This is a genomic window from Erythrobacter sp., assembly GCF_039988855.1.
GTDB lineage: Bacteria > Pseudomonadota > Alphaproteobacteria > Sphingomonadales > Sphingomonadaceae > Erythrobacter.
Genome location: NZ_JBDXIY010000015.1, coordinates 469379 through 487920, shown reverse-complemented (window position 1 = coordinate 487920; position 18542 = coordinate 469379). Strand labels below are relative to the sequence as shown.

The 18542-nt window shown below is 55.2% G+C and carries 21 protein-coding genes; 4 read left to right on the top strand and 17 right to left on the bottom strand.

Annotated features, from left to right (window positions below; translation table 11 throughout):
- The first annotated feature begins 73 nt into the window (after window positions 1-73).
- A complete protein-coding gene (locus tag ABJ205_RS05185; RefSeq protein WP_348158818.1) occupies window positions 74-1078 on the top strand; it encodes a glycosyltransferase family A protein in 1005 nt (334 codons plus the stop codon).
- On the opposite strand, the gene ABJ205_RS05180 is transcribed toward ABJ205_RS05185, so the two are convergent.
- Window positions 1075-1902, bottom strand: a complete 828-nt coding sequence (locus tag ABJ205_RS05180; RefSeq protein WP_348158819.1) for a glycosyltransferase family 2 protein — start codon at window positions 1900-1902, stop codon at window positions 1075-1077. The genes ABJ205_RS05185 and ABJ205_RS05180 overlap by 4 nt on opposite strands.
- Before the next feature lie 220 nt (window positions 1903-2122).
- Between ABJ205_RS05180 and ABJ205_RS05175 the strand changes: the two genes are divergently transcribed.
- Window positions 2123-3670 carry a CpaF family protein gene (locus ABJ205_RS05175; RefSeq protein ID WP_348158821.1) on the top strand — a complete coding sequence of 516 codons (1548 nt, stop codon included), beginning with the start codon at window positions 2123-2125 and terminating at the stop codon, window positions 3668-3670.
- A gap of 106 nt (window positions 3671-3776) precedes the next feature.
- Here the strand turns inward: ABJ205_RS05175 and ABJ205_RS05170 are convergent, their stop codons facing one another.
- Both ABJ205_RS05170 and ABJ205_RS05165 read right to left on the bottom strand, forming a co-directional pair.
- Window positions 3777-4037, bottom strand: coding sequence for a hypothetical protein (locus ABJ205_RS05170; RefSeq protein ID WP_348510017.1), 261 nt, complete (start codon window positions 4035-4037; stop codon window positions 3777-3779).
- A gap of 163 nt (window positions 4038-4200) precedes the next feature.
- Window positions 4201-4434 (bottom strand): hypothetical protein, encoded by a 234-nt coding sequence (locus ABJ205_RS05165; RefSeq protein ID WP_348158823.1) that lies wholly within the window; start codon window positions 4432-4434, stop codon window positions 4201-4203.
- An 86-nt stretch (window positions 4435-4520) separates the two neighbouring features.
- On the opposite strand from ABJ205_RS05165, the gene ABJ205_RS05160 reads away from it, so the two are divergent.
- Both ABJ205_RS05160 and ABJ205_RS05155 read left to right on the top strand, forming a co-directional pair.
- Window positions 4521-5450, top strand: coding sequence for a DMT family transporter (locus ABJ205_RS05160; protein WP_348158825.1), 930 nt, complete (start codon window positions 4521-4523; stop codon window positions 5448-5450).
- Between the two features lie 156 nt (window positions 5451-5606).
- A complete protein-coding gene (locus tag ABJ205_RS05155) occupies window positions 5607-5738 on the top strand; it encodes an entericidin A/B family lipoprotein (RefSeq protein ID WP_348158827.1) in 132 nt (43 codons plus the stop codon).
- Between the two features lie 58 nt (window positions 5739-5796).
- Here ABJ205_RS05155 and ABJ205_RS05150 read toward each other — a convergent pair whose 3' ends face one another.
- From ABJ205_RS05150 to ABJ205_RS05085, 14 genes are all read right to left on the bottom strand, one after another.
- Complete coding sequence (locus ABJ205_RS05150) at window positions 5797-6411, bottom strand: DUF938 domain-containing protein (RefSeq protein ID WP_348158829.1); 615 nt, start codon at window positions 6409-6411, stop codon at window positions 5797-5799.
- A gap of 15 nt (window positions 6412-6426) precedes the next feature.
- Window positions 6427-7989, bottom strand: coding sequence for a long-chain-fatty-acid--CoA ligase (locus ABJ205_RS05145; protein ID WP_348158831.1), 1563 nt, complete (start codon window positions 7987-7989; stop codon window positions 6427-6429).
- A gap of 108 nt (window positions 7990-8097) precedes the next feature.
- Window positions 8098-8550, bottom strand: a complete 453-nt coding sequence (locus ABJ205_RS05140; protein WP_348158833.1) for an ABA4-like family protein — start codon at window positions 8548-8550, stop codon at window positions 8098-8100.
- Window positions 8551-8579: 29 nt separating this feature from the next.
- Window positions 8580-9314 (bottom strand): NAD(P)H-binding protein, encoded by a 735-nt coding sequence (locus ABJ205_RS05135; RefSeq protein ID WP_348158835.1) that lies wholly within the window; start codon window positions 9312-9314, stop codon window positions 8580-8582.
- Window positions 9307-10497 (bottom strand): deoxyguanosinetriphosphate triphosphohydrolase, encoded by a 1191-nt coding sequence (locus ABJ205_RS05130; protein WP_348158837.1) that lies wholly within the window; start codon window positions 10495-10497, stop codon window positions 9307-9309. The genes ABJ205_RS05135 and ABJ205_RS05130 overlap by 8 nt, the downstream gene beginning before the upstream one ends.
- 342 nt (window positions 10498-10839) lie before the next feature.
- Window positions 10840-11544, bottom strand: coding sequence for an amino acid racemase (locus tag ABJ205_RS05125; protein WP_348158893.1), 705 nt, complete (start codon window positions 11542-11544; stop codon window positions 10840-10842).
- Between the two features lie 97 nt (window positions 11545-11641).
- Window positions 11642-12613: an alpha/beta hydrolase gene (locus ABJ205_RS05120; protein ID WP_348158839.1), complete on the bottom strand. Its 972-nt coding sequence runs from the start codon at window positions 12611-12613 to the stop codon at window positions 11642-11644.
- Window positions 12610-13602, bottom strand: a complete 993-nt coding sequence (locus ABJ205_RS05115) for an SO2930 family diheme c-type cytochrome (protein ID WP_348158840.1) — start codon at window positions 13600-13602, stop codon at window positions 12610-12612. Before ABJ205_RS05115 ends, ABJ205_RS05120 begins: the two co-directional genes overlap by 4 nt.
- A 20-nt stretch (window positions 13603-13622) precedes the next feature.
- Window positions 13623-14807: a parallel beta-helix domain-containing protein gene (locus ABJ205_RS05110; RefSeq protein WP_348158842.1), complete on the bottom strand. Its 1185-nt coding sequence runs from the start codon at window positions 14805-14807 to the stop codon at window positions 13623-13625.
- A gap of 71 nt (window positions 14808-14878) precedes the next feature.
- Window positions 14879-15247: a hypothetical protein gene (locus ABJ205_RS05105; RefSeq protein WP_348158844.1), complete on the bottom strand. Its 369-nt coding sequence runs from the start codon at window positions 15245-15247 to the stop codon at window positions 14879-14881.
- A 6-nt stretch (window positions 15248-15253) separates the two neighbouring features.
- Window positions 15254-16651, bottom strand: a complete 1398-nt coding sequence (locus ABJ205_RS05100) for an NAD(P)(+) transhydrogenase (Re/Si-specific) subunit beta (protein ID WP_348158895.1) — start codon at window positions 16649-16651, stop codon at window positions 15254-15256.
- Between the two features lie 59 nt (window positions 16652-16710).
- Window positions 16711-16995 carry an NAD(P) transhydrogenase subunit alpha gene (locus tag ABJ205_RS05095; protein WP_034959357.1) on the bottom strand — a complete coding sequence of 95 codons (285 nt, stop codon included), beginning with the start codon at window positions 16993-16995 and terminating at the stop codon, window positions 16711-16713.
- Window positions 16995-17423, bottom strand: coding sequence for a hypothetical protein (locus tag ABJ205_RS05090; RefSeq protein WP_348158845.1), 429 nt, complete (start codon window positions 17421-17423; stop codon window positions 16995-16997). Before ABJ205_RS05090 ends, ABJ205_RS05095 begins: the two co-directional genes overlap by 1 nt.
- Complete coding sequence (locus tag ABJ205_RS05085) at window positions 17420-18541, bottom strand: NAD(P) transhydrogenase subunit alpha (protein ID WP_348158847.1); 1122 nt, start codon at window positions 18539-18541, stop codon at window positions 17420-17422. Before ABJ205_RS05085 ends, ABJ205_RS05090 begins: the two co-directional genes overlap by 4 nt.
- Between the last annotated feature and the right edge of the window lies 1 nt (window position 18542).

Here is an 18542-nt window from a genome sequence, read left to right as displayed (position 1 = left end):
CAAGAATGTTCGGCCATATTGGCGATATAGCGATGCGCCCTCCCGCTTGGGCCCAACACCTTTCCGGACCGAAATGCCCCAACCCGCCCCCAAGATCACAGTACTAATGACCGTTTTTAACGGTGAGCGCTATTTGATGGAAGCGGTCGATAGCATTTTGGCGCAAACAATGCCCAATTTCGAGCTGCTGGTTATCGATGATCAATCAACCGACAGTACAGTGGAAATATTGACAACATACGCCGCGCTGGACGATCGGGTTCGTGTTCTCCGTAACATCGAGAACTCGGGTCCCTACCCGAGCGCAAATATCGGATTGGCACAGGCCCGCGCGCCGCTCATCGCCCGAATGGATGCTGACGATATCTGCGCGCCAGACCGGTTGGAGCGGCAGCTAACATTCATGGAAAAAAGCCCCAACTGCATGCTCGTGGGCGGCGGCTATCGGTCGATAGATGGCCATGGAAAACAGAACTTCATCCGCCATAACGCAATGGATTTCGCAACCTGTGCCTTTGTTACCCGATTGCGGATGCCTATGGTTCACCCCAGCTTTTGCTTCCGCGTTAAACTGCCTGACGGGACGCCTGTGCGCTATAATGAAGACATCCCGATTGCAGGTGACTATGCGCTCGCCGCTGGACTGGCGGCGAGGGGTAAGATTGCATCGTTGAACGCTATCCTTGTCGATTACCGGATGCATGCCGCGAACATCTCCAGCACCAAACTGGATCGCCAACAGCACTTCGCGCACGCAACCTCAGAAAAGGCTATAGCGGCACACTACCCTCCCGAGATTGCTTATGATCTGAAAGGCCTATTGGACGTACTCTACCATCAAAAACCGGTGACCAAGTCTCGTTTGTCTGCTGCCATTCGCGGATTGGACGCGGCAATACAGCACGACTGCGGTTCTACCCCTTTCCCATCTGTGAAAGAACGCGCAGCTGGTATTCTGGCTGAGGCTTTCGCCAAGAGCATGCCGTTCTCCCTTTTGACCAAAGCCCCGCATTATTTGCTACCTCTCGTCAAACGTTACGGCAGATTGAAGAATACACTACCCCAACGCACGGATTAACGTGATAGCTTGCTCCAGAGCCACCCTGCGACATACGGCGGCAACATAATCGGTGCGACCACCCAATCCACAATGTTTAACCGCTGGGAAGGCGCAGGCGCACCGCCTTGGGATGAACGCCCGTAACCGGCATAGAACATTCTTTCCAAAATCCACCGCAAGCGCAGTCGTTCGTGCGCAACTAGATGAGTGACATAAGTCGTACCCACATAGCGCGCGCGCAACCGGGCCGCGCGCACTTCTGCGAAAAAGGCGCTTTCTTCGCCTCCGAACAACCGGCCTTCACGTCGGCCCAATTCGGGGTCAAACCTGATGTGAGATGGGACTTTTGATCGATCAACGCCAAAACTTGCGCCCACGACTTTGGTTGCCGGGCCATCCTTTTGCCCAAGATCGAGCATGGAATATTGATCAAGCACGACGTTCGCCCGCGTAAAAAATGGCGGCGAATGTTCCCATCCCGGCAATATCCGGCCGCCGACAATTGCTACGCCCTCTTGCTCGAGCGCATTTGACATCTTTTGAGCCCAATCAGGCTGCGGCAAGGCGTCTGCATCAAGATACAGAATATGGTCATAGCGCGCTTCTTTGAGCGCGATGTTGCGCGCAGCCGATAAAGAGCCACACGCATCGGCAATAACCCTTAAGGGTATGTTGCCTTTCGCAATAAGGTTGCGGTCAAATGGTGCATCCACTCTTTGCTCAACAAGGAGAATTTCCCCTTTGACACCTGTCTGCCTGACAGCCGCGGACAAAGACCGGGTGAGCAACTCATCGCTCTCTGCATAGCGGGTCAAGGCAATTGTCACGCCCGTGGCCATCATATTCCCTTGTACATATTCGCCCTAGAAAACGAGCATCAGACTTCTTGGTTACCCCGCGTTTAACGCATTGGCGATAGCACGCGCCGGGATTAGCCCTGATTTTCACTATCTTTGGCGAAAAATTAAGGTTTCCAAATTATTCACCACATTTCGAGAGGCGTTGTTCGTGATAGTTCGCGATAGCGCAGGTAATACCAGATTGAGCCCGGGGGCTAAGTTAATGAGCGCATTTGGCAAAAAAGGTGGCGCAGGCGGCATGAGGCCCGGCGCAAAACCTGCCTTTGGCGTGGCACGTCCAATGAAGGGCGGCAGCTCGAAATCTGAGGATGAAAAGGGCGGTGAGCAATTTCCACCTCTACCCGATAGTGGTGGCAGCGCGGAGCCTGCGAAGTCTTCTGCCCCTCCTCCACCAAAGTCATCAAAAGCCGGGTCGACCGCAGATGCGATGGATCGCCTTACAGAACGCATGAACGCAACCCATGCTTCCGAAGCGGAAGCCGGCGGCTTTGAAGCAAGCGTTCACAAAATTAAAGAACAGGTTCTCCCGCGCCTTCTTGAGCGCGTTGACCCTGAAGCGGCAGCGACGCTTACCAAAGAAGAGCTGTCCGAAGAATTCCGCCCGATCATTATGGAAGTGCTGGCCGAACTTAAGGTCACACTGAACCGCCGTGAGCAGTTTGCGCTTGAGAAGGTTCTGATCGATGAGCTTCTGGGCTTTGGCCCGCTCGAAGAACTTCTGACCGATCCGGACGTCTCCGATATTATGGTCAACGGCCCTGATCAGACCTATATCGAGAAAAAGGGTAAGCTCATCATCGCGCCGATCCGGTTCCGCGATGAACAACACCTTTTCCAGATCGCACAGCGTATCGTGAACCAGGTTGGCCGCCGCGTTGACCAAACCACACCGCTTGCCGATGCTCGTCTGAAAGACGGCTCTCGTGTGAACGTTATCGTTCCGCCGCTGTCTCTGCGCGGCACCGCGATCTCTATTCGTAAGTTCTCTGAGAAACCGATCACCTTGGACATGCTCAAGGAATTTGGTTCCATGTCAGAGAAGATGTGTACCGCCCTCAAAATTGCGGGCGCGTGCCGTTTCAATATCGTTATCTCCGGCGGTACGGGTTCTGGTAAAACGACCATGCTCAACGCCTTGTCGAAGATGATTGACCCCGGTGAGCGCGTTCTGACGATTGAGGATGCGGCCGAACTTCGTCTGCAACAACCGCACTGGCTTCCGCTGGAAACACGTCCGCCTAACCTTGAAGGGCAAGGCGCGATTACCATTGGTGACCTTGTGAAAAACGCCCTGCGTATGCGTCCAGACCGGATCATCTTGGGTGAGATTCGTGGTGCAGAGTGTTTCGACCTTCTTGCTGCTATGAACACGGGCCACGATGGCTCCATGTGTACGCTTCACGCCAACTCTCCGCGTGAGTGTTTGGGCCGTATGGAAAACATGATCCTGATGGGCGACATCAAGATCCCTAAGGAAGCGATTTCACGTCAGATTGCGGAATCTGTTGACCTCATCGTGCAGGTGAAGCGTCTGCGCGATGGTTCTCGCCGGACCACTGACATCACCGAGGTAATCGGGATGGAAGGCGATGTGATCGTGACGCAGAACCTGTTCAAGTTTGAATACTTGGACGAGAGCGAAGACGGCAAGATCATGGGCGAATTCCGCTCGTCTGGCCTGCGCCCCTACACGCTGGAAAAAGCGCGTCAGTTTGGGTTTGATCAAGCTTATCTGGAAGCTTGTCTCTAATTCTAGGTAGGTAGTCGTCCAATCCGAGACGCAAATGCCAACCCATTTGCCATATGGAAACGGGTTGGCACCATTCTCAATTGATCAGCTTGAACGCCGTACGTGTTCACTCAGGAAACGCGGGCGGACCGCTGACTTTCGGCTGAGGCAGCGGTGAAGGCGTGATGTTCACGGATGTTGTCGAAAAAACGTAGCCGTTCGTCCTGCCATCTGAGCTACCTTTTACCCAACTTCCAAGCCCCGATGAAACCTCTCCTCCCTCGGGCGTGTAGAGCTCCACTGGATTGTCAGTGCCCCCACAGACTTGATCGATTTGGCCCTGCGAAATTGGAAAAAGGCTTTTTGCTTGTTCATTCATCTGTTTCATCTGTATTCTCCAGAAAACTTCTTTTTCAATGGTCCTATCATTCGATAGTCCCTAGACAGCCGTTCAAAGACAATGTTCCTTTCTCAGCAGCCCATTAAGGTTTTGAACTGGGATGGCTTTTAGACAATAGGACGAATGAGCTAGTACAGATTGACGCGATTTCTCACAAAGTCCCCAGCACCACCGGCAGGCTCGTCGCGAGGCATCCGCCGCCAATGATCGCGAGCCCCAAGAACAACCCCGTCCACGGCACAAAACCGACCCGCTCAAGCCGATCTACAGACCGAAGCCTCTCGCGCCTCCTGTCCATCAGCAAGCACACAGCGGCAAGCACCCAGCACATGCCTCCTGCAACAGCCATTAGCGCGGCATCGCTCGCAAAGGTCAGTGGGTTCATAAACTCCATAGCGGCGCCCATTTAGGGACACCGCGATTTAATGCAAACATTGCGCAATCACGAGCAGTCCCTAAAGCCTTTGATCAATGGATGGATCAGTCGCCCGCCCTCGCCCTTTTCTTGCGCTTGGACTGCGACTTGCCGCAGCGGGAACGCTTGCGACCCTTTCGATGCTGGTAAAACTGGCAAGCGAACGCGGCGCTTCACTTACGGAACTGGTGTTTTGGCGCCAGTCTATCACGCTGATCGCAATCACCGCGCTCATTGCTGCAATGGGGCGGTTTGCTGACCTAAAAACCAAACGATTGAAGGCTCATGGCAAGCGCGCGGTTGCAGGCGTCACCGGCATGTTCTTCGTCTATGGTGCGGTCGTATTGCTGCCCTTGGCCGAAGCAACCGCTATCAACTTCACAGCGCCATTCTTTGCGGTGATCCTTGCTGTGATGCTGTTCAAAGAACGAGTCGGCCAATATCGCTGGGGTGCGGTTGCTTTGGGATTTGCAGGGGTGCTTGTCCTTACTCAACCTAGCTTTGGGTTTGGGGCAAACGGCGGAATTGATCCGTTTGGCGCTACCATCGGTCTCATTGCAGCCTTCCTCGTGGCGGCTATCAGCTTTCAGCTCCAAGACCTCAACAAGACCGAGAGCCCTTGGAGCATCGTCTTTTGGTTCACGCTTTTCTCAACCCCCGTCTTGGCCCTAACCTTGCCCTTCGTACACGTGCCCCATAGCCTTGAGACTTGGGCAATAATCGGAGCCATGGGCCTTTGCGGCGCGCTCGCGCAGCTGCTCCTTACAGCCAGTTTAAGGTTTGGGTCTGCGGGGGTCATTCTGCTGATGGATTACACTGCGCTTTTGTGGGCAACCTATTACGGGTGGAGTGTGTTCGGCACCGCTCCCAGCAGCAATCTGTGGCTTGGTGCGCCTCTGATTATTGGTGCAGGCGCGCTTATCGCATGGCGAGAGCGAGGGCTGGCGCAAGCAAAGACCGAAAACCGTGTTACCGACCAAGGGTAAGTGCTTGAGGTAATGCCCCGCCTCTTGTGGAGGGCAATTCATCGCAACAAAGGGTCGGACCAGTGCGGACTGACCTCTTTTTGCTGGAATATGGAGCGAACGCGCGTCAGATTGCGATCAGAAAAGACCGCCATTCCATCTCAACGGAGACAATCCATGATCCGCAATGCCCTTATCGCTCTTTTGCTTGGTGCCGTGACTATGACAGCGACCGCCTGCAATACGGTCAAAGGTTTGGGCCAGGACATCGAATCTGTTGGCCGTGCCGGTGAAGATGCGATTGACTGAAATTATTGATTAACAGTGCCTTAGAGCCCGAAAAGCACCTGCCCAATTATTGGGCCTTTCACCCAAAACGGTAGATCAACATCAAATTGTTGGCTGGCATTTCATAACGCGCGGTTCGCGTGAACCCGTGCGCGTGTGCGATGTTGTCTATTTCTTCGACATGGCGAACGCCCCAATCCGGGTTGCGCGACTTCAAGCTTGAATCAAAGGCAAGGTTGCCTTCGGACGGCTCTACCCCCTGCTCAAAAAATGGTCCGTAGAGGATTAGGGGAAAACCCTTGGTGTTTGCCGATTTAGCAGCAAGGTCGGCGGTGCCTTCAAAAAGGCCATTGTGCGAAATGTGGGCAGAGACCTGAATCATGTTGATGCACAAGGTAGCGCCAATATCCTCATCCATTGCCCAATCCTTAGGCAGGGAAGCATCGATAACCACGGGACAACCCACGTTTTTTCCCGTATATTCCTGCGTATAAGCTCTGGTCGAGCTTATGGCGTCAGGGGTCACATCACTGGGCTGCCAGTGAAGTTCTGGAAACGCTTGCGCGAAAAAGACTACGTGTTCTCCCGAACCACTCGCGACTTCCAGCACAGTACCTTTCTTAGGGAGTTCTGCGGATAAGACGTGGAGAATTGCCTCGCGATTGCGCAAGGTGGCAGGTGCGTGTCGTTTCATTAAAATGCGCTCCGTCTAAGAGATTTGCCGGTCCTGGCCTTCCCAATATGGCGCACGCAATTGCCGCCTAAGGATTTTGCCAGAAGCATTGCGCGGCATCTCAGGGATCACATCAACGCTCTTCGGCGCTTTGAATGCAGCAATACGTTCGCGCGTATAGGCGATCACGTCACCGGCATCGATCTCCATACCAGGTTTTGGAACGCAGCAGGCTTTGACTTCTTCGCCCCATTGTTTGGACGGCACACCGATCACCGCTACTTCAGCAATTGCAGGATGCCCGAAAATCGCGCTCTCGACTTCGGCAGGATAGACGTTTTCGCCGCCTGAAATGATCATGTCCTTGATCCGGTCTTGGATATAGACATAGCCGTCGTCATCCATGATTCCGGCATCACCCGTGTGCAGCCAGCCATCAGAATCAATGGTTTTGGAAGTGGCTTCGGGTAGCTTCCAATATCCGTCGGTATTGGAGGGGGAAAGGATGCAAATCTCACCAATGTCGCCGTGTGGCACCTCGGCGTTATCTTCGCCTCGGATCTGAATCTGCACACCCGGCACCGCCTTACCGGCCGAACGCATCCGTTCATTGCCTTCCAAAACATGGTCATCCGGAGGGAGCATAGTGACCGTGCCGCAGGTTTCGGTCATTCCGTACACCTGCAAAAGCCCCGCGCCCGGCATGGTCGCAACGGTTTGTTTGAGCAGTTCCAACGGCATGGGCGCTGCGCCATACATAAGATAGCGTAGGCCGGAGAAGTCGGTTTCCTTTGCCAACGGATGCTGGATCACGAATTGGATCGCGGCGGGCACAAGGAACATGTGCGTCGCCCCGTTTTGGATCGCGCGCAAAACACCATCTGGGGTAAACTCGGCCAAAACCTGAGCGCGAATGCCCGCGGACACTGCAACCGCGGCAAGCCCCGTCCCGCCAATATGTGCGCATGGCATAGCGGCAAGGATACAATCGCTCGCCACGTATTTTTGCCAGGGAAGCGAAGCATCCTCAGCAGGCTTGCGCAATGCAAACATATTGCGATTGGAAAGAGCGACCCCTTTGGGATTGCCCGTGGTTCCAGAGGTATAGAGCTGGAGGATCGCATCATCACCGCCTGCTGGCTCATACTCTGCAGGCTCCATGCCCGCTGCTGTGCGAAATGCGCTTTCTGCCTCGAGAACCCTTAGCGGGTTTTCCATTGCAGCGGTCACTTCACTGGCGGTGTCTATGAAACCTTCTTCCACGAACAGGACCTTGGTGCCCGTATCGTTCAGAATATACGCCATTTCAGGTGGAGCAAGACGCCAGCCAATTGGCGCCATCACGGCTCCCACGCGTGCAACCGCATAAAGCAGAAGGAAATACCGGTCCGAGTTTTTACCAACCCAAGCTATCCGGTCGCCGTGTCCGATCCCGTTTTCGCGAAGCAAAGCAATCAACTGCCGCGTCAGAACATCCGCTTCACCATAAGTGGTGGTCCTGTCGTCCATCTCGATCGCTATTTGATCTGGGCTTTCTTTGGCCCAATGGTTCAAAAACTCATCAAAAGTCAGAAACTCGTCTTGGGCTTTTGTAGCCATGCCTCACTATCCCCATGCTGATTGTTTGAGATCGTTAAGCATTTGCAGCTTCTTTCGTCCATATATTTACTAGGCCGCGTGGACAAATTGGACTTGGATCAAGTGAATTTAGTTCCAACGCCCCTGCCGTTTTGCTGCAGGCTCTCGAATGATCAACCAGATAAATAGTCCAACAGGGCCAACGAATAAGGTGAACATCAAGATGGGCGCTTGGATAAAACGGCTAATTGACTTTGAATCTGCGTCACGCGCAATCCAAAGACCCACGAACAGGTCAAATGCCAAATAGTGTATCCACCCGATTGTGACGCCCCCGTCGCTTGCAAAGAAGTCGCGCACGCCTTCGATCGTGTGGAAGTTTGCCCCTGCCCCGCCTTCTCCGGCAGAGACAAGACCTGATAGAATCAAGCCAAAGGCGGTGGTGTATGCGAGACACAAAATCCCCACACCAAAATAGAGGACGGCAGAGAGCAAAGCCGGTCGGCGCGGTAGAAGGATAAGGACCACCCATGCCAAGAGGGCGAACATATTTGCGGCTTTAAAGGCGAAGTCCCAGTCCATTGTCGTTCCCCGTTTTCCTGATTCCCAGCCTAGTGTTCTTTTGTCACTTTTGCGCGCCAGTCACGAGCAGCGCGCTTAATTGCATCATTGTCATGGATGAAGCACCCGGCCGCCTTGCGCAATGCCAATCCCATCGCCGCTTCGCACACGTGATCCGCATCGATGGAACGCAGTCCTTGCCATTTGCTAGGCAGCAGTTTGTCGAGCAAAGGGCTCGCAAATTGAGCGATGGATTCAAACGGACGCAAATCGTCCTGGCGCACGCCTTTAAGAAGGCCGGGTCTCAAGATATCAACACGGCTCAGCCCTAGCTTAGACACAGCTTCTTCGGTTTCGGCCTTAGTTCTCAAATAGAAGCTTTTCGCATTGCGGTTCGCGCCAGACGAACTCACCAAAACCAGATTGGGTATACCAGCTTCGCGGGCAGCTTCTGCGGTTGATACGATGAGATCATAATCGACCGCGCGAAAGGCTGCTTCGTCGCGTCCTGCTTTACGCCATGTGGTACCCAAAGCGCAGATCAAAGCGCGGGGTTTTACCGTCTCAAGGATCTCGCTCCACTTAACCGGGTCAGCCACAAACATCTCAACCTTGGCGCCTTTAGGAAGCTGCGGCTCTCTCCGGGCAATGCCAACCATACGCATCGCATCGCCTGCGCTAGAAATTTCGATAAGCCTGTGACCAATGAGGCCGGTGGCTCCGACAAGGCCAACCCTCACCGGACCATGAACCGCGTCATGGGGAGTGTCGTAAAGCTCAGACATTGATGAGCCCTTCTGGCACTTCGCCATAGATTTTCGCACAGGATTGCATCGCAAATCGATCACTCATACCAGCGATAAAGTCAGCGATCATGCGCGAGCGCTGCGGCTCTGCTTTCGGCAAGCGTTCCTGCCATTCGGGCGGCATTTGTCTGGGATCTTGGGAATAAGCGGTGAACAAACGCGCGACGACTTCACGCGCGTTTTGAGCTGCTGAAACCTGTTCTGGATGGTAATAGAGTTTTTCGTACATAAAGGTCTTCAGCGTGCGTTCTTGTGCCGCCATATCGGGAGAAAAACCGGCGAGCTGGCGGCCCGCTTCTCGGATTTGGCTCACCGTTTCAAACCCTTTGGTGGATGCAGCTGTGTGCTCCAGCACATCATTCACCATCAATCCAATTTGGTCCCGAACAAGCTCTCGTAACAAGCGATCTTGCGGCGCGTGAGGGAAGCGCTTTTCGACGACACGCCATTGGCTTGCGAGGAAATCCAGTTCCATCAGGTCATCAAGGGTCAAGAACCCTGCTCGAAGCCCATCGTCAATGTCGTGATTGTCATAAGCGATGTCATCGGCAATTGCTGCAATCTGAGCCTCAATTGAGGGCCACGTGGCAAAATTGAGCGGGAACGCCTCGTCCAATTCTCTCAAAGCCCAATTTGGATTGGTGATTGGCCCATTGTGTTTCGCAAGGCCTTCCAAAAGGTCCCAGGTCAGGTTCAAGCCTTCATGGGTGGGATAAGGGCTCTCAAGCCGCATCACTGTGCGAAGAGTTTGTGCGTTGTGGTCGAAACCGCCATGCGCCTCCATCGCTTCGGACAAGGCATCCTCTCCTGCGTGACCAAAAGGCGGGTGACCAAGATCGTGTGCCAGGCACAGCGCTTCGGTTAGGTCTTCATCCACTCCAATCGCACGCGCCAGAACGCGCCCGATCTGCGCAACCTCGATCGTATGCGTTAGCCGCGTGCGGTAGTGATCCCCGTCAGGTGCAATGAAGACCTGCGTTTTCGACTTGAGCCTGCGAAAACTCATCGAGTGAATGATACGGTCGCGGTCGCGCTGAAATTCGCTTCGGGGGCCGCGCCGTTCGGCGGGCATTGACGGTGAGGTCGATGTCCCGGTTTTAGCTGGAGCAAACTCGCGGCCACCATGGGCATGCGGGTCAGCGGCAAAGGAAGCTCTAAACATCACAGCTTTATCGCTTAGGTGAGCGCCGGGAGCGGCTCAACAGGAACAAAGCGAAAACCATGCACGAATACCGTGGACAGTGCCCGTGGAAATGCCAACGCGCACAGCCCCATCCATGATCGAGAAAAAATGGGATCGCTTACCGGGTGCAATGGGGGGGTGGTAAGCGATCCCAAGAGCTTTGCAGCTCTGGGGTCTTTCGGCGCGACCCGAAGACCCAAGCCTGTCTTATTTTATATAGCGACAGACCTATCCTACGCGGGTAGTCCGCACCATGTTAACTTGCACCCCGCCCCCTGGGGGGATGCGATAAAACGTTCTGTGTGAGCGGCAGGACGCCACCTAGTTCGCCGCTTCTTGATCAAGAATCCAATTGGCCGCTGCCTCGCAATGAATTCGAGTTGAATCGAACACTGGCAAAACATTGGCATCGACATCCACCACAAGATCAAATTCTGTGCAGGCCAGCACAACGGCTTCGGCGCCTTCCTGCGACTTGTTGGTGATGATTGTCTTCATCTGTCGCTCGGCATCCCGGGTAACTTTCCCGACCATCAATTCGTCATAAATGATGCGGTCCATCATCTCGACATTGTTCATATTAGGCGGCAACAGATTTACGCCCTGCGCAACAAGGCGCTTGCGATAAAAGCTCTCCGTCATAACGTTGCGCGTGCCCAAAATTGCCGCGCTTTTACAGCCTGCCTCCTTCAAAGCTTTGCCAACATAGTCGGCGATGTGAAGGATCGGGATATCAACCTGGGCCGCGATTTCGTCATAGAGCTTGTGCATGGAATTGGCATTGATGATGAGCGCTTCGGCCCCTGCCCCTTCCAATCGCTTGGCGCTTTCGCCCAATATCTCGGCCGCGCGCTGCCATTCTTTGTCCTCGCGAAGGGCGTACAGTTCACAAAAATCGAGGCTCTCAATCAAAAGCGGCGCCGACGCCATCGGAGCAGCGCGGCGTTGTACAATACGGTTGATCCGATCATAGTAGATGCGGGTCGATACCCAGCTCATCCCGCCGATCATTCCCAATTTTCGCAAATTCAAACCCTCGATTCCTAGGTGCTCCGCAGGAAGGTGTAGCGAGGGTTGCGTGTCCTCGTCCATAGCTTGCAGAAAAGAGAATGGTCGCGGGCGTTTATTCAGTGACCTCTGGGCCGCCATCAAGGTCGCCTAGCCAAGCTCTCAAATCCTTCAATGAAGCCTCTGGTGCTTCTTCGTGTGGCAAGTGACCGATGGCCTCATAGACTGACAACGTCGAATTCGGCAGCCACTCGTCATACCATTTCGCCGCCTCTACCGGCGTTAAAGCATCCTCTTCGCCCCAGAGGATCAGCGCAGGCACAAAAAGACCTCGTACCGATTCATCGGAATAGACAACTCGCTGGGTTGCAAAGCGTTCAATGGTCGCGGCCCGATTGCCAGGATAGCGAAGCAATTCCCAATACCGATCAACGGCCTCTGCGGTCACGATCTCTTGATTGGAAACGCTTTGAGAGAGGCTCTGCTCAATGATGCTACGCGGGGTGATGAAACGCATACCTTGATTGAGTACGGGTGTGGTAGCGATTGAAAATCCGGTGTTACCGCCCGAACCACTCGTCCGCCGGATCGGTGATCCGCTTGCATCGACCAAAACAATCCCTTCAAGACGTTCAGGATTGTCGAGAGCGTATCCAACGGTAATCCATCCCCCCATGGAATTTCCGCCCAAGACAAACCGCTCCAATCCTAAATGATCCGCGACCTGCTCAACATCGCCGGTGAAGTCCTCCAACGTATAGGTTCCGCCCTGTGCCGGACCGGTAAGGCCGTGACCAATTTGATCATAGCGAATGACCCGGTAGTCGGTCTTAAGGTCATCAACCCAAGGCTGCCATGTGTGCAGATCAGCAGCGGACCCGTGGAGCAAAATGATCGGCAATCCATCGCGCGGCCCTTCGTCGCGCAAGTGCACTTCTTGCCCATTGGCAAGGGTGATAAATTGTGAGGGCTCGCCGCCATATTTGGCGCGCATTGCATCCCGGTCCGTGTCGGGCACGCGAAATATCAAAAACGCGATAACCAACAGCGCGGCCAGCAGGCCCAAAATGCGCAAAACCCACTTCATTCACTCATCTCCGAAATCCAGTCCCGCATAAGCTCCACTGCCTCATGGTCGATTGTCGAACGGCCAAGTTCAGGCATCGCAATACCGGGCTCATTAGAGTTCATCCGGTGCACAAGGATCGACTTCTCAGGCTTTCCGGGTTCGATCGATACCAACAGCCCCCCTGCTCCGCGGCCTGCGGCAACTGGTGGTTTGTTGATGCCAATGGCGAAGGTATCGGTCTGTTCCCAGCTGAGATCGAGACCCGAGTTCGACGCGCCGCCACCCGGGCGGTGACAATGCGCACAGTTCACATCGAGATAGGCCCGCACGCGTGCATCCTTGGAAACGCTGGTGTTGGTCCAAAACGGAAGTGTATCGGCGCCTTCTGGCACTCTATCCAGTCGCCCACTCTCATACGCCTCGCCGAGCCATTTGGCCGACAGATTACGCGCCTTAGGGCCGATTGGGATCACCTCACCATCAACCGAATGGCATGTTTTGCATTGGTTCTTGTTCGGGATGCGGTAACTGATTTCCTCACCTGAAGCCGTTGTGATCGGGATCCGGTCACCCGCAATCGCCAGTTTGGCCTCAGTCTGCTCATCGTTCCATCGGTAAGGAAGCGCCAGCCACCCGTCTGCGCGGTGAAGCAGAACTCTGGTTTCGATAAAGCGCTGATCATCCCCTTCCCCATAGGCAAAGGTTTTGATGATCGCGCTGCCTACCGGAAATTGCAGGAGGCCATCCCCGTCCGCCTTCAACTGCGCGCCTTCGGGCAAGTAGATATAGCGCAGCTTATCCGCGCCATCTGACCAAAGCGGCGTGTTCAGCTCGTAAGCATGGACATTGTCCGATGCCTCGCGCGCGCCGCCGTCTTGGAAGAAACCGTAGCGGGCCAGCACTCGGGGAAAGCCATTTTCTTGGATCACATCGTCATTGACCATGATCTTGGGCGCGCCGGTTGCCTGGGCGACCACCGACACGCCAAGCGCCGTAATTGCAGCCAAAAGAAAACCAATTCCTCGCATCAAATCCGCGCATCCAATTCTGCCGGTGCGCCAATGCCGCTGCGGTCAAACTCGGCCTCTGGTGCTGGCACACTTAGAGGCGATGGGTTTGCGTCTGCCAGCCCTTTGCCCTGCTCGGTTAGGTTCAGCGACCAGCCAGCGGTGCCGGGGACGGCATACAGACTGCCCTGCCCATCCCACATGACCGGCGGTAAAGCCCCGCCAAATGCCGCGAGCAGTATTTCTGCGCCATCCACCTGAGGGTCGTCACCGCCCCGGCCATAGATGTTGTTACCCACCACAACATCGCGCGGCAGTGGGTTGTAGCGGTCATCCTCAAAACCTTGGATATAGGCGATGACCATTACCGGCGCGGTTGGGTTTTCATCAATGATATTGTCTTGGATCAGCACCTTTTCATTGGCCATCACCATAATCCCTGTGCCGCGCCGCACCCCTGCGACAATATTGCCGGGAGGGGCAAAGTTTGCCGTGTCATTGGCGACAACAAGGTTGTTTTCAACGATCACATTGCCGCCGTTCATCACCGGCAGGCCGGGCAGATCAAACACCAGAATACCGCCCGTGTTGCGGGTCGCGATATTGTGTTCAACGATGGCGTTGCGGCTATTTTCAATCTCGATCCCAGCGACATTGGCCTCGGCAATGGAGTTACGCACGGTGATCTGATTGGACTGACCCACATAAATGCCGGCGTCCGATGCCCCCGTTACTTTCACCCCGTCGACAAGCACGCCGGTACTTTCAACCGGATAGATACCATAGGCGCCGTTGGTTGGATCAGGGCCATTGGTCCATGTCACGCGGATACGGTGGTAGACAATCTGATCAGCGCCCTTGGATTTGATCCCGTCGCCTTTTGGGTTCTCCAAAGCGAAATCGCGCAAAGTCACGTTGTCGGAAGTGACCAGAAGCCCCTCACCCGAACCTGCCTGTGTGGTAAAGTCCAGCACAGTCCCATCCATGCCTGCACCGCGCACGGTGACACCATCAACGTCAAGCGAGAGGCCATCGCTTAGCATGTAACGCCCCGCTTCAAGCACGATCTCGTCGCCGTCCTCAGCCAAAATTAACGCCTCTTGCAAACGCTCCTCTGCGCCTTCGCCGGGGCTAATCGTGTGCGTGTCCGCCCATACAGGCGCCGCGGTTGCCAGCAAGGTTGCTGCCAGTGCAGTTCTGATCATTTGGTGTGTCTCCCTCTCCATCACGCATAGTGCGCATGAAGGGGAGACTTGGCAAGCGCCAACAGATGGGCTCAGAAACGATCTTTGAGCGCGTCGCCTATGATAGAGACTGAACACCCTGCCCCAGCGCCCGCAAGAGCGCGCACCGCCTCGGGATCATCCACCCGGTTGAAACGTGCAATCGCCTCAGTCGCCGAAGATGGCAAGCGGCCCTCGCCCTCTTGTGGTGCAAGTTTCTCCAGCTTGAGCAATTGCTCAATCGTAAGCGTATCGACCAGCCGCTCTGCCATGCATTCGGCAAGAGGCACAGGCGCGCCATTGTCGAGCAAGGCCTGCTCCACCCGCGCCTCCGTCACACGCTCAAGCAGCTTCTCCCCGCCAAGGAACCAAAAGGCGCCGAGGCCCGCCAGAAAGACAAGAAAAAGGAGAACGTATCGCATCAGATTCTAGTCGAGCGCCTTCACAATGCCTTCGACCATCTTCTTGGCGTCAGACAAAAGCATGACCGTTTGCGGCATGTAGAAAACGTCATTGTCGACGCCCGCATAACCCACACCGCCCATCGAACGCTTAATGAAGAAAACCTGCTTGGCCTTGTCCACATCGAACACAGGCATGCCGTAAATGGGCGATGACTTGTCGGTCTTGGCCGCCGGGTTCACCACGTCGTTTGCGCCGATGATAAAGGCAACGTCGGCTTGCGCGAATTCGCTGTTGATGTCCTCAAGCTCGAACACTTCATCGTAAGGCACATTCGCCTCTGCCAGAAGCACGTTCATATGGCCCGGCATCCGCCCTGCGACAGGGTGGATAGCGTATTTGACCTCAACACCCTTTTCTTTGAGCGCATCGGCCATTTCGCGCAGCACGTGTTGAGCTTGTGCCACGGCCATACCGTAGCCGGGGATGATGATGACGCTTTCAGCCTGTTCGAGCATGAAGGCGGCATCATCGGCAGAGCCCTGTTTATAAGGACGCACCTCGCGCGGTTCCCCGCTGCCGCCGCCGCTTTCCTCAGCTCCAAAGCCGCCAGCGATCACGCTGATGAAACTGCGGTTCATGGCCTTACACATGATGTAAGAAAGGATGGCCCCTGACGAACCCACCAGCGCGCCGGTGATGATCATCGCCGAGTTGCCGAGCGTAAAACCCATGGCCGCCGCGGCCCAGCCGGAATAGGAGTTCAGCATCGACACAACCACCGGCATATCCGCCCCGCCAATGGGGATGATCAGGAGAAAGCCGATGATAAAGGCGAGTACCGTCACCCAGATCATAAGCTGACCTTCGCCCGGACCGCCTGCACCCGACACAGCGTAAGCCGCAACCAAGGCAATGATCGCCACCAATGTGCCCAGATTAATGATATGCCGTCCGGGAAGCATGATCGGAGACCCACTCATTCGGCCGGAAAGCTTGAGGAAGGCGATAACCGAGCCTGAAAATGTGATCGCGCCAATGGCAATCCCAAGGCCAAGTTCAATCCGGCTAACCACAAGGATCTGGCCTGCTGCATCCAGAATGCCAAATGCGCCGGGGTTGAGCCATGCGGCAAGGCCCACGACCACCGCAGCAAGGCCGACAAGGCTGTGAAAGCCAGCCACCAATTCCGGCATAGCTGTCATCGCGATCTTGCGCGCAATGGTGACACCAATGATGCCGCCGAGAAGGATCGCAATCCCGATCTCTACAATATTGGCAATGTCATGGGTGACTAGCGTCGTAATGAGCGCAATAGCCATACCGATCATGCCATTGCGATTTCCCGCTCGGCTGGTTGCTGGTGACGAAAGACCGCGAAGCGCGAGAATGAAGAACACACCTGCTGCAAGATATGCAAGCATGGCCCATGCAGGAGTTCCGCCCAAACCATCGGCGGCGGCGGCGAGGATAGAGAAGCTCATCAGTTCTTCTCCTTCTTCTTATACATGGCGAGCATTCGCTCGGTCACGGCAAAGCCGCCAAAGATATTGATCGAGGCCATCACTACGCCAGCAAGCCCCAGCCATTTGGCAAGCGGACTGGTCGCTTCAGCGGCTGCGATCAGAGCGCCGACAATAATCACCGAGGAGATCGCATTGGTCACAGCCATAAGCGGCGTGTGCAATGCCGGGGTCACCGACCAGACCACATAATAGCCGACGAAACACGCCAGCACGAAGATGGATAGGATTGATATAAAGTCCATTATTTGTCCTGTCCGGATACAGGCTTCACCAGCCGATCCATTCTATCAAGCACGCTATTGGCAACAGCGATCTCGAGTTTTTCACTTTCAAGGTACTCTGGCAGAGCCCTGTTCGGGCAAAGCAAATCAACGAGCGACATTTGATAGTCGAAATCCACCCGCGCGATTGCGATATCCATTGTTTGACGCAGCTCACTCAGCCCAGCAACAAACGCTCTAAAACGCTCTTTGGTCGGCTCCATCGCTGGGGAGGATCCACAAGGGTTGAAGACGATTGGTATGACTATCGAAGCCTCCGCGCGAAGCTGAGCGCCAGCCTGTGCATCGACCAAGGAATAGGGGACGGGAATACCTTCACCCGGCCCTGCTAAAGCGGGAGAAAATGCAGACGCAATCAGGACTGACGCTATTGCGGCAAGCGCCCTCACCCCTTCAGCCTCTCGTTCACCACTTCCCCACCTTTGGTCAGACGGACGGCATCGCCGATCTCATCATCAAGTTCAGGCTTGCCCGCTTCTTTATCCCAGAAGGCGGACAAGAAGTTGTAGTGGTTGCGCGCGAACAAGGCGCTCGCGTCAGTTGCAAGATGCGCAGGCGTGTTGGCATAACCGATGATCTTCACGCCGTGCTTTTCGACAATCTCATCGGGTTTGGACCCTTCGACATTTCCGCCTTGTGCCACGGCCAAATCGTAAATCACGCTGCCCGGCTTCATCGTTGCGATCTGTTCATCAGTGATCAGCACAGGCGCCGCGCGTCCGGGGATTAGAGCGGTGGTAATCACAATATCCTGTTTGGCGATGTGCGACGATACCAACTCAGCTTGCGCCTTCTGATATTCCTCACTCATTTCGGTCGCATAACCGCCAGAGCCTTCGCCCTCGATCCCGGCAACGCTTTCGACGAAGATCGGCTTTGCTCCAAGGCTTTCGATCTGTTCTTTGGTGGCAGATCGCACATCGGTTGCAGAAACCTGCGCGCCCAAACGCCGTGCGGTCGCAATCGCCTGAAGCCCTGCAACGCCCACACCCATGATAAAGGCGCGCGCGGCCTGAACCGTGCCCGCCGCTGTCATCATCATCGGGAATGCGCGGCCATAAGTGTCGGCGCTTGCCAGAACCGCTTTATATCCGGCCAAGTTCGACTGCGAGGAAAGCACATCCATCGATTGCGCACGGGTAATGCGCGGCATGAATTCCATCGACAGCGCTTCGAAACCGGCCTTGGCGTAAGCAGAAAGAACATCGCCGTTCTGGAAAGGGTCGAACAAAGCCGCGACCCATGCTCCGGATGCCGCACCCTTCAGCTTCGTCACATCAGGCGCTTGAATGCCGAGCACGATATCCGCACCCTTCACACTCGCCGCAGCAGTGCCAATTGTGGCGCCTGCCTCTGCAAAGGCTTCATCAGGGATCGAGGCCGAAAGGCCTGCGCCTTTCTCGACCGCAAACTCATTGCCCAATGCGATGAATTTCTTCACCGTTTCAGGCGTCGCGGCTACCCGTGTCTCGCCAGCGGCGCGCTCTTTAAGAACAGCAATTTTCATG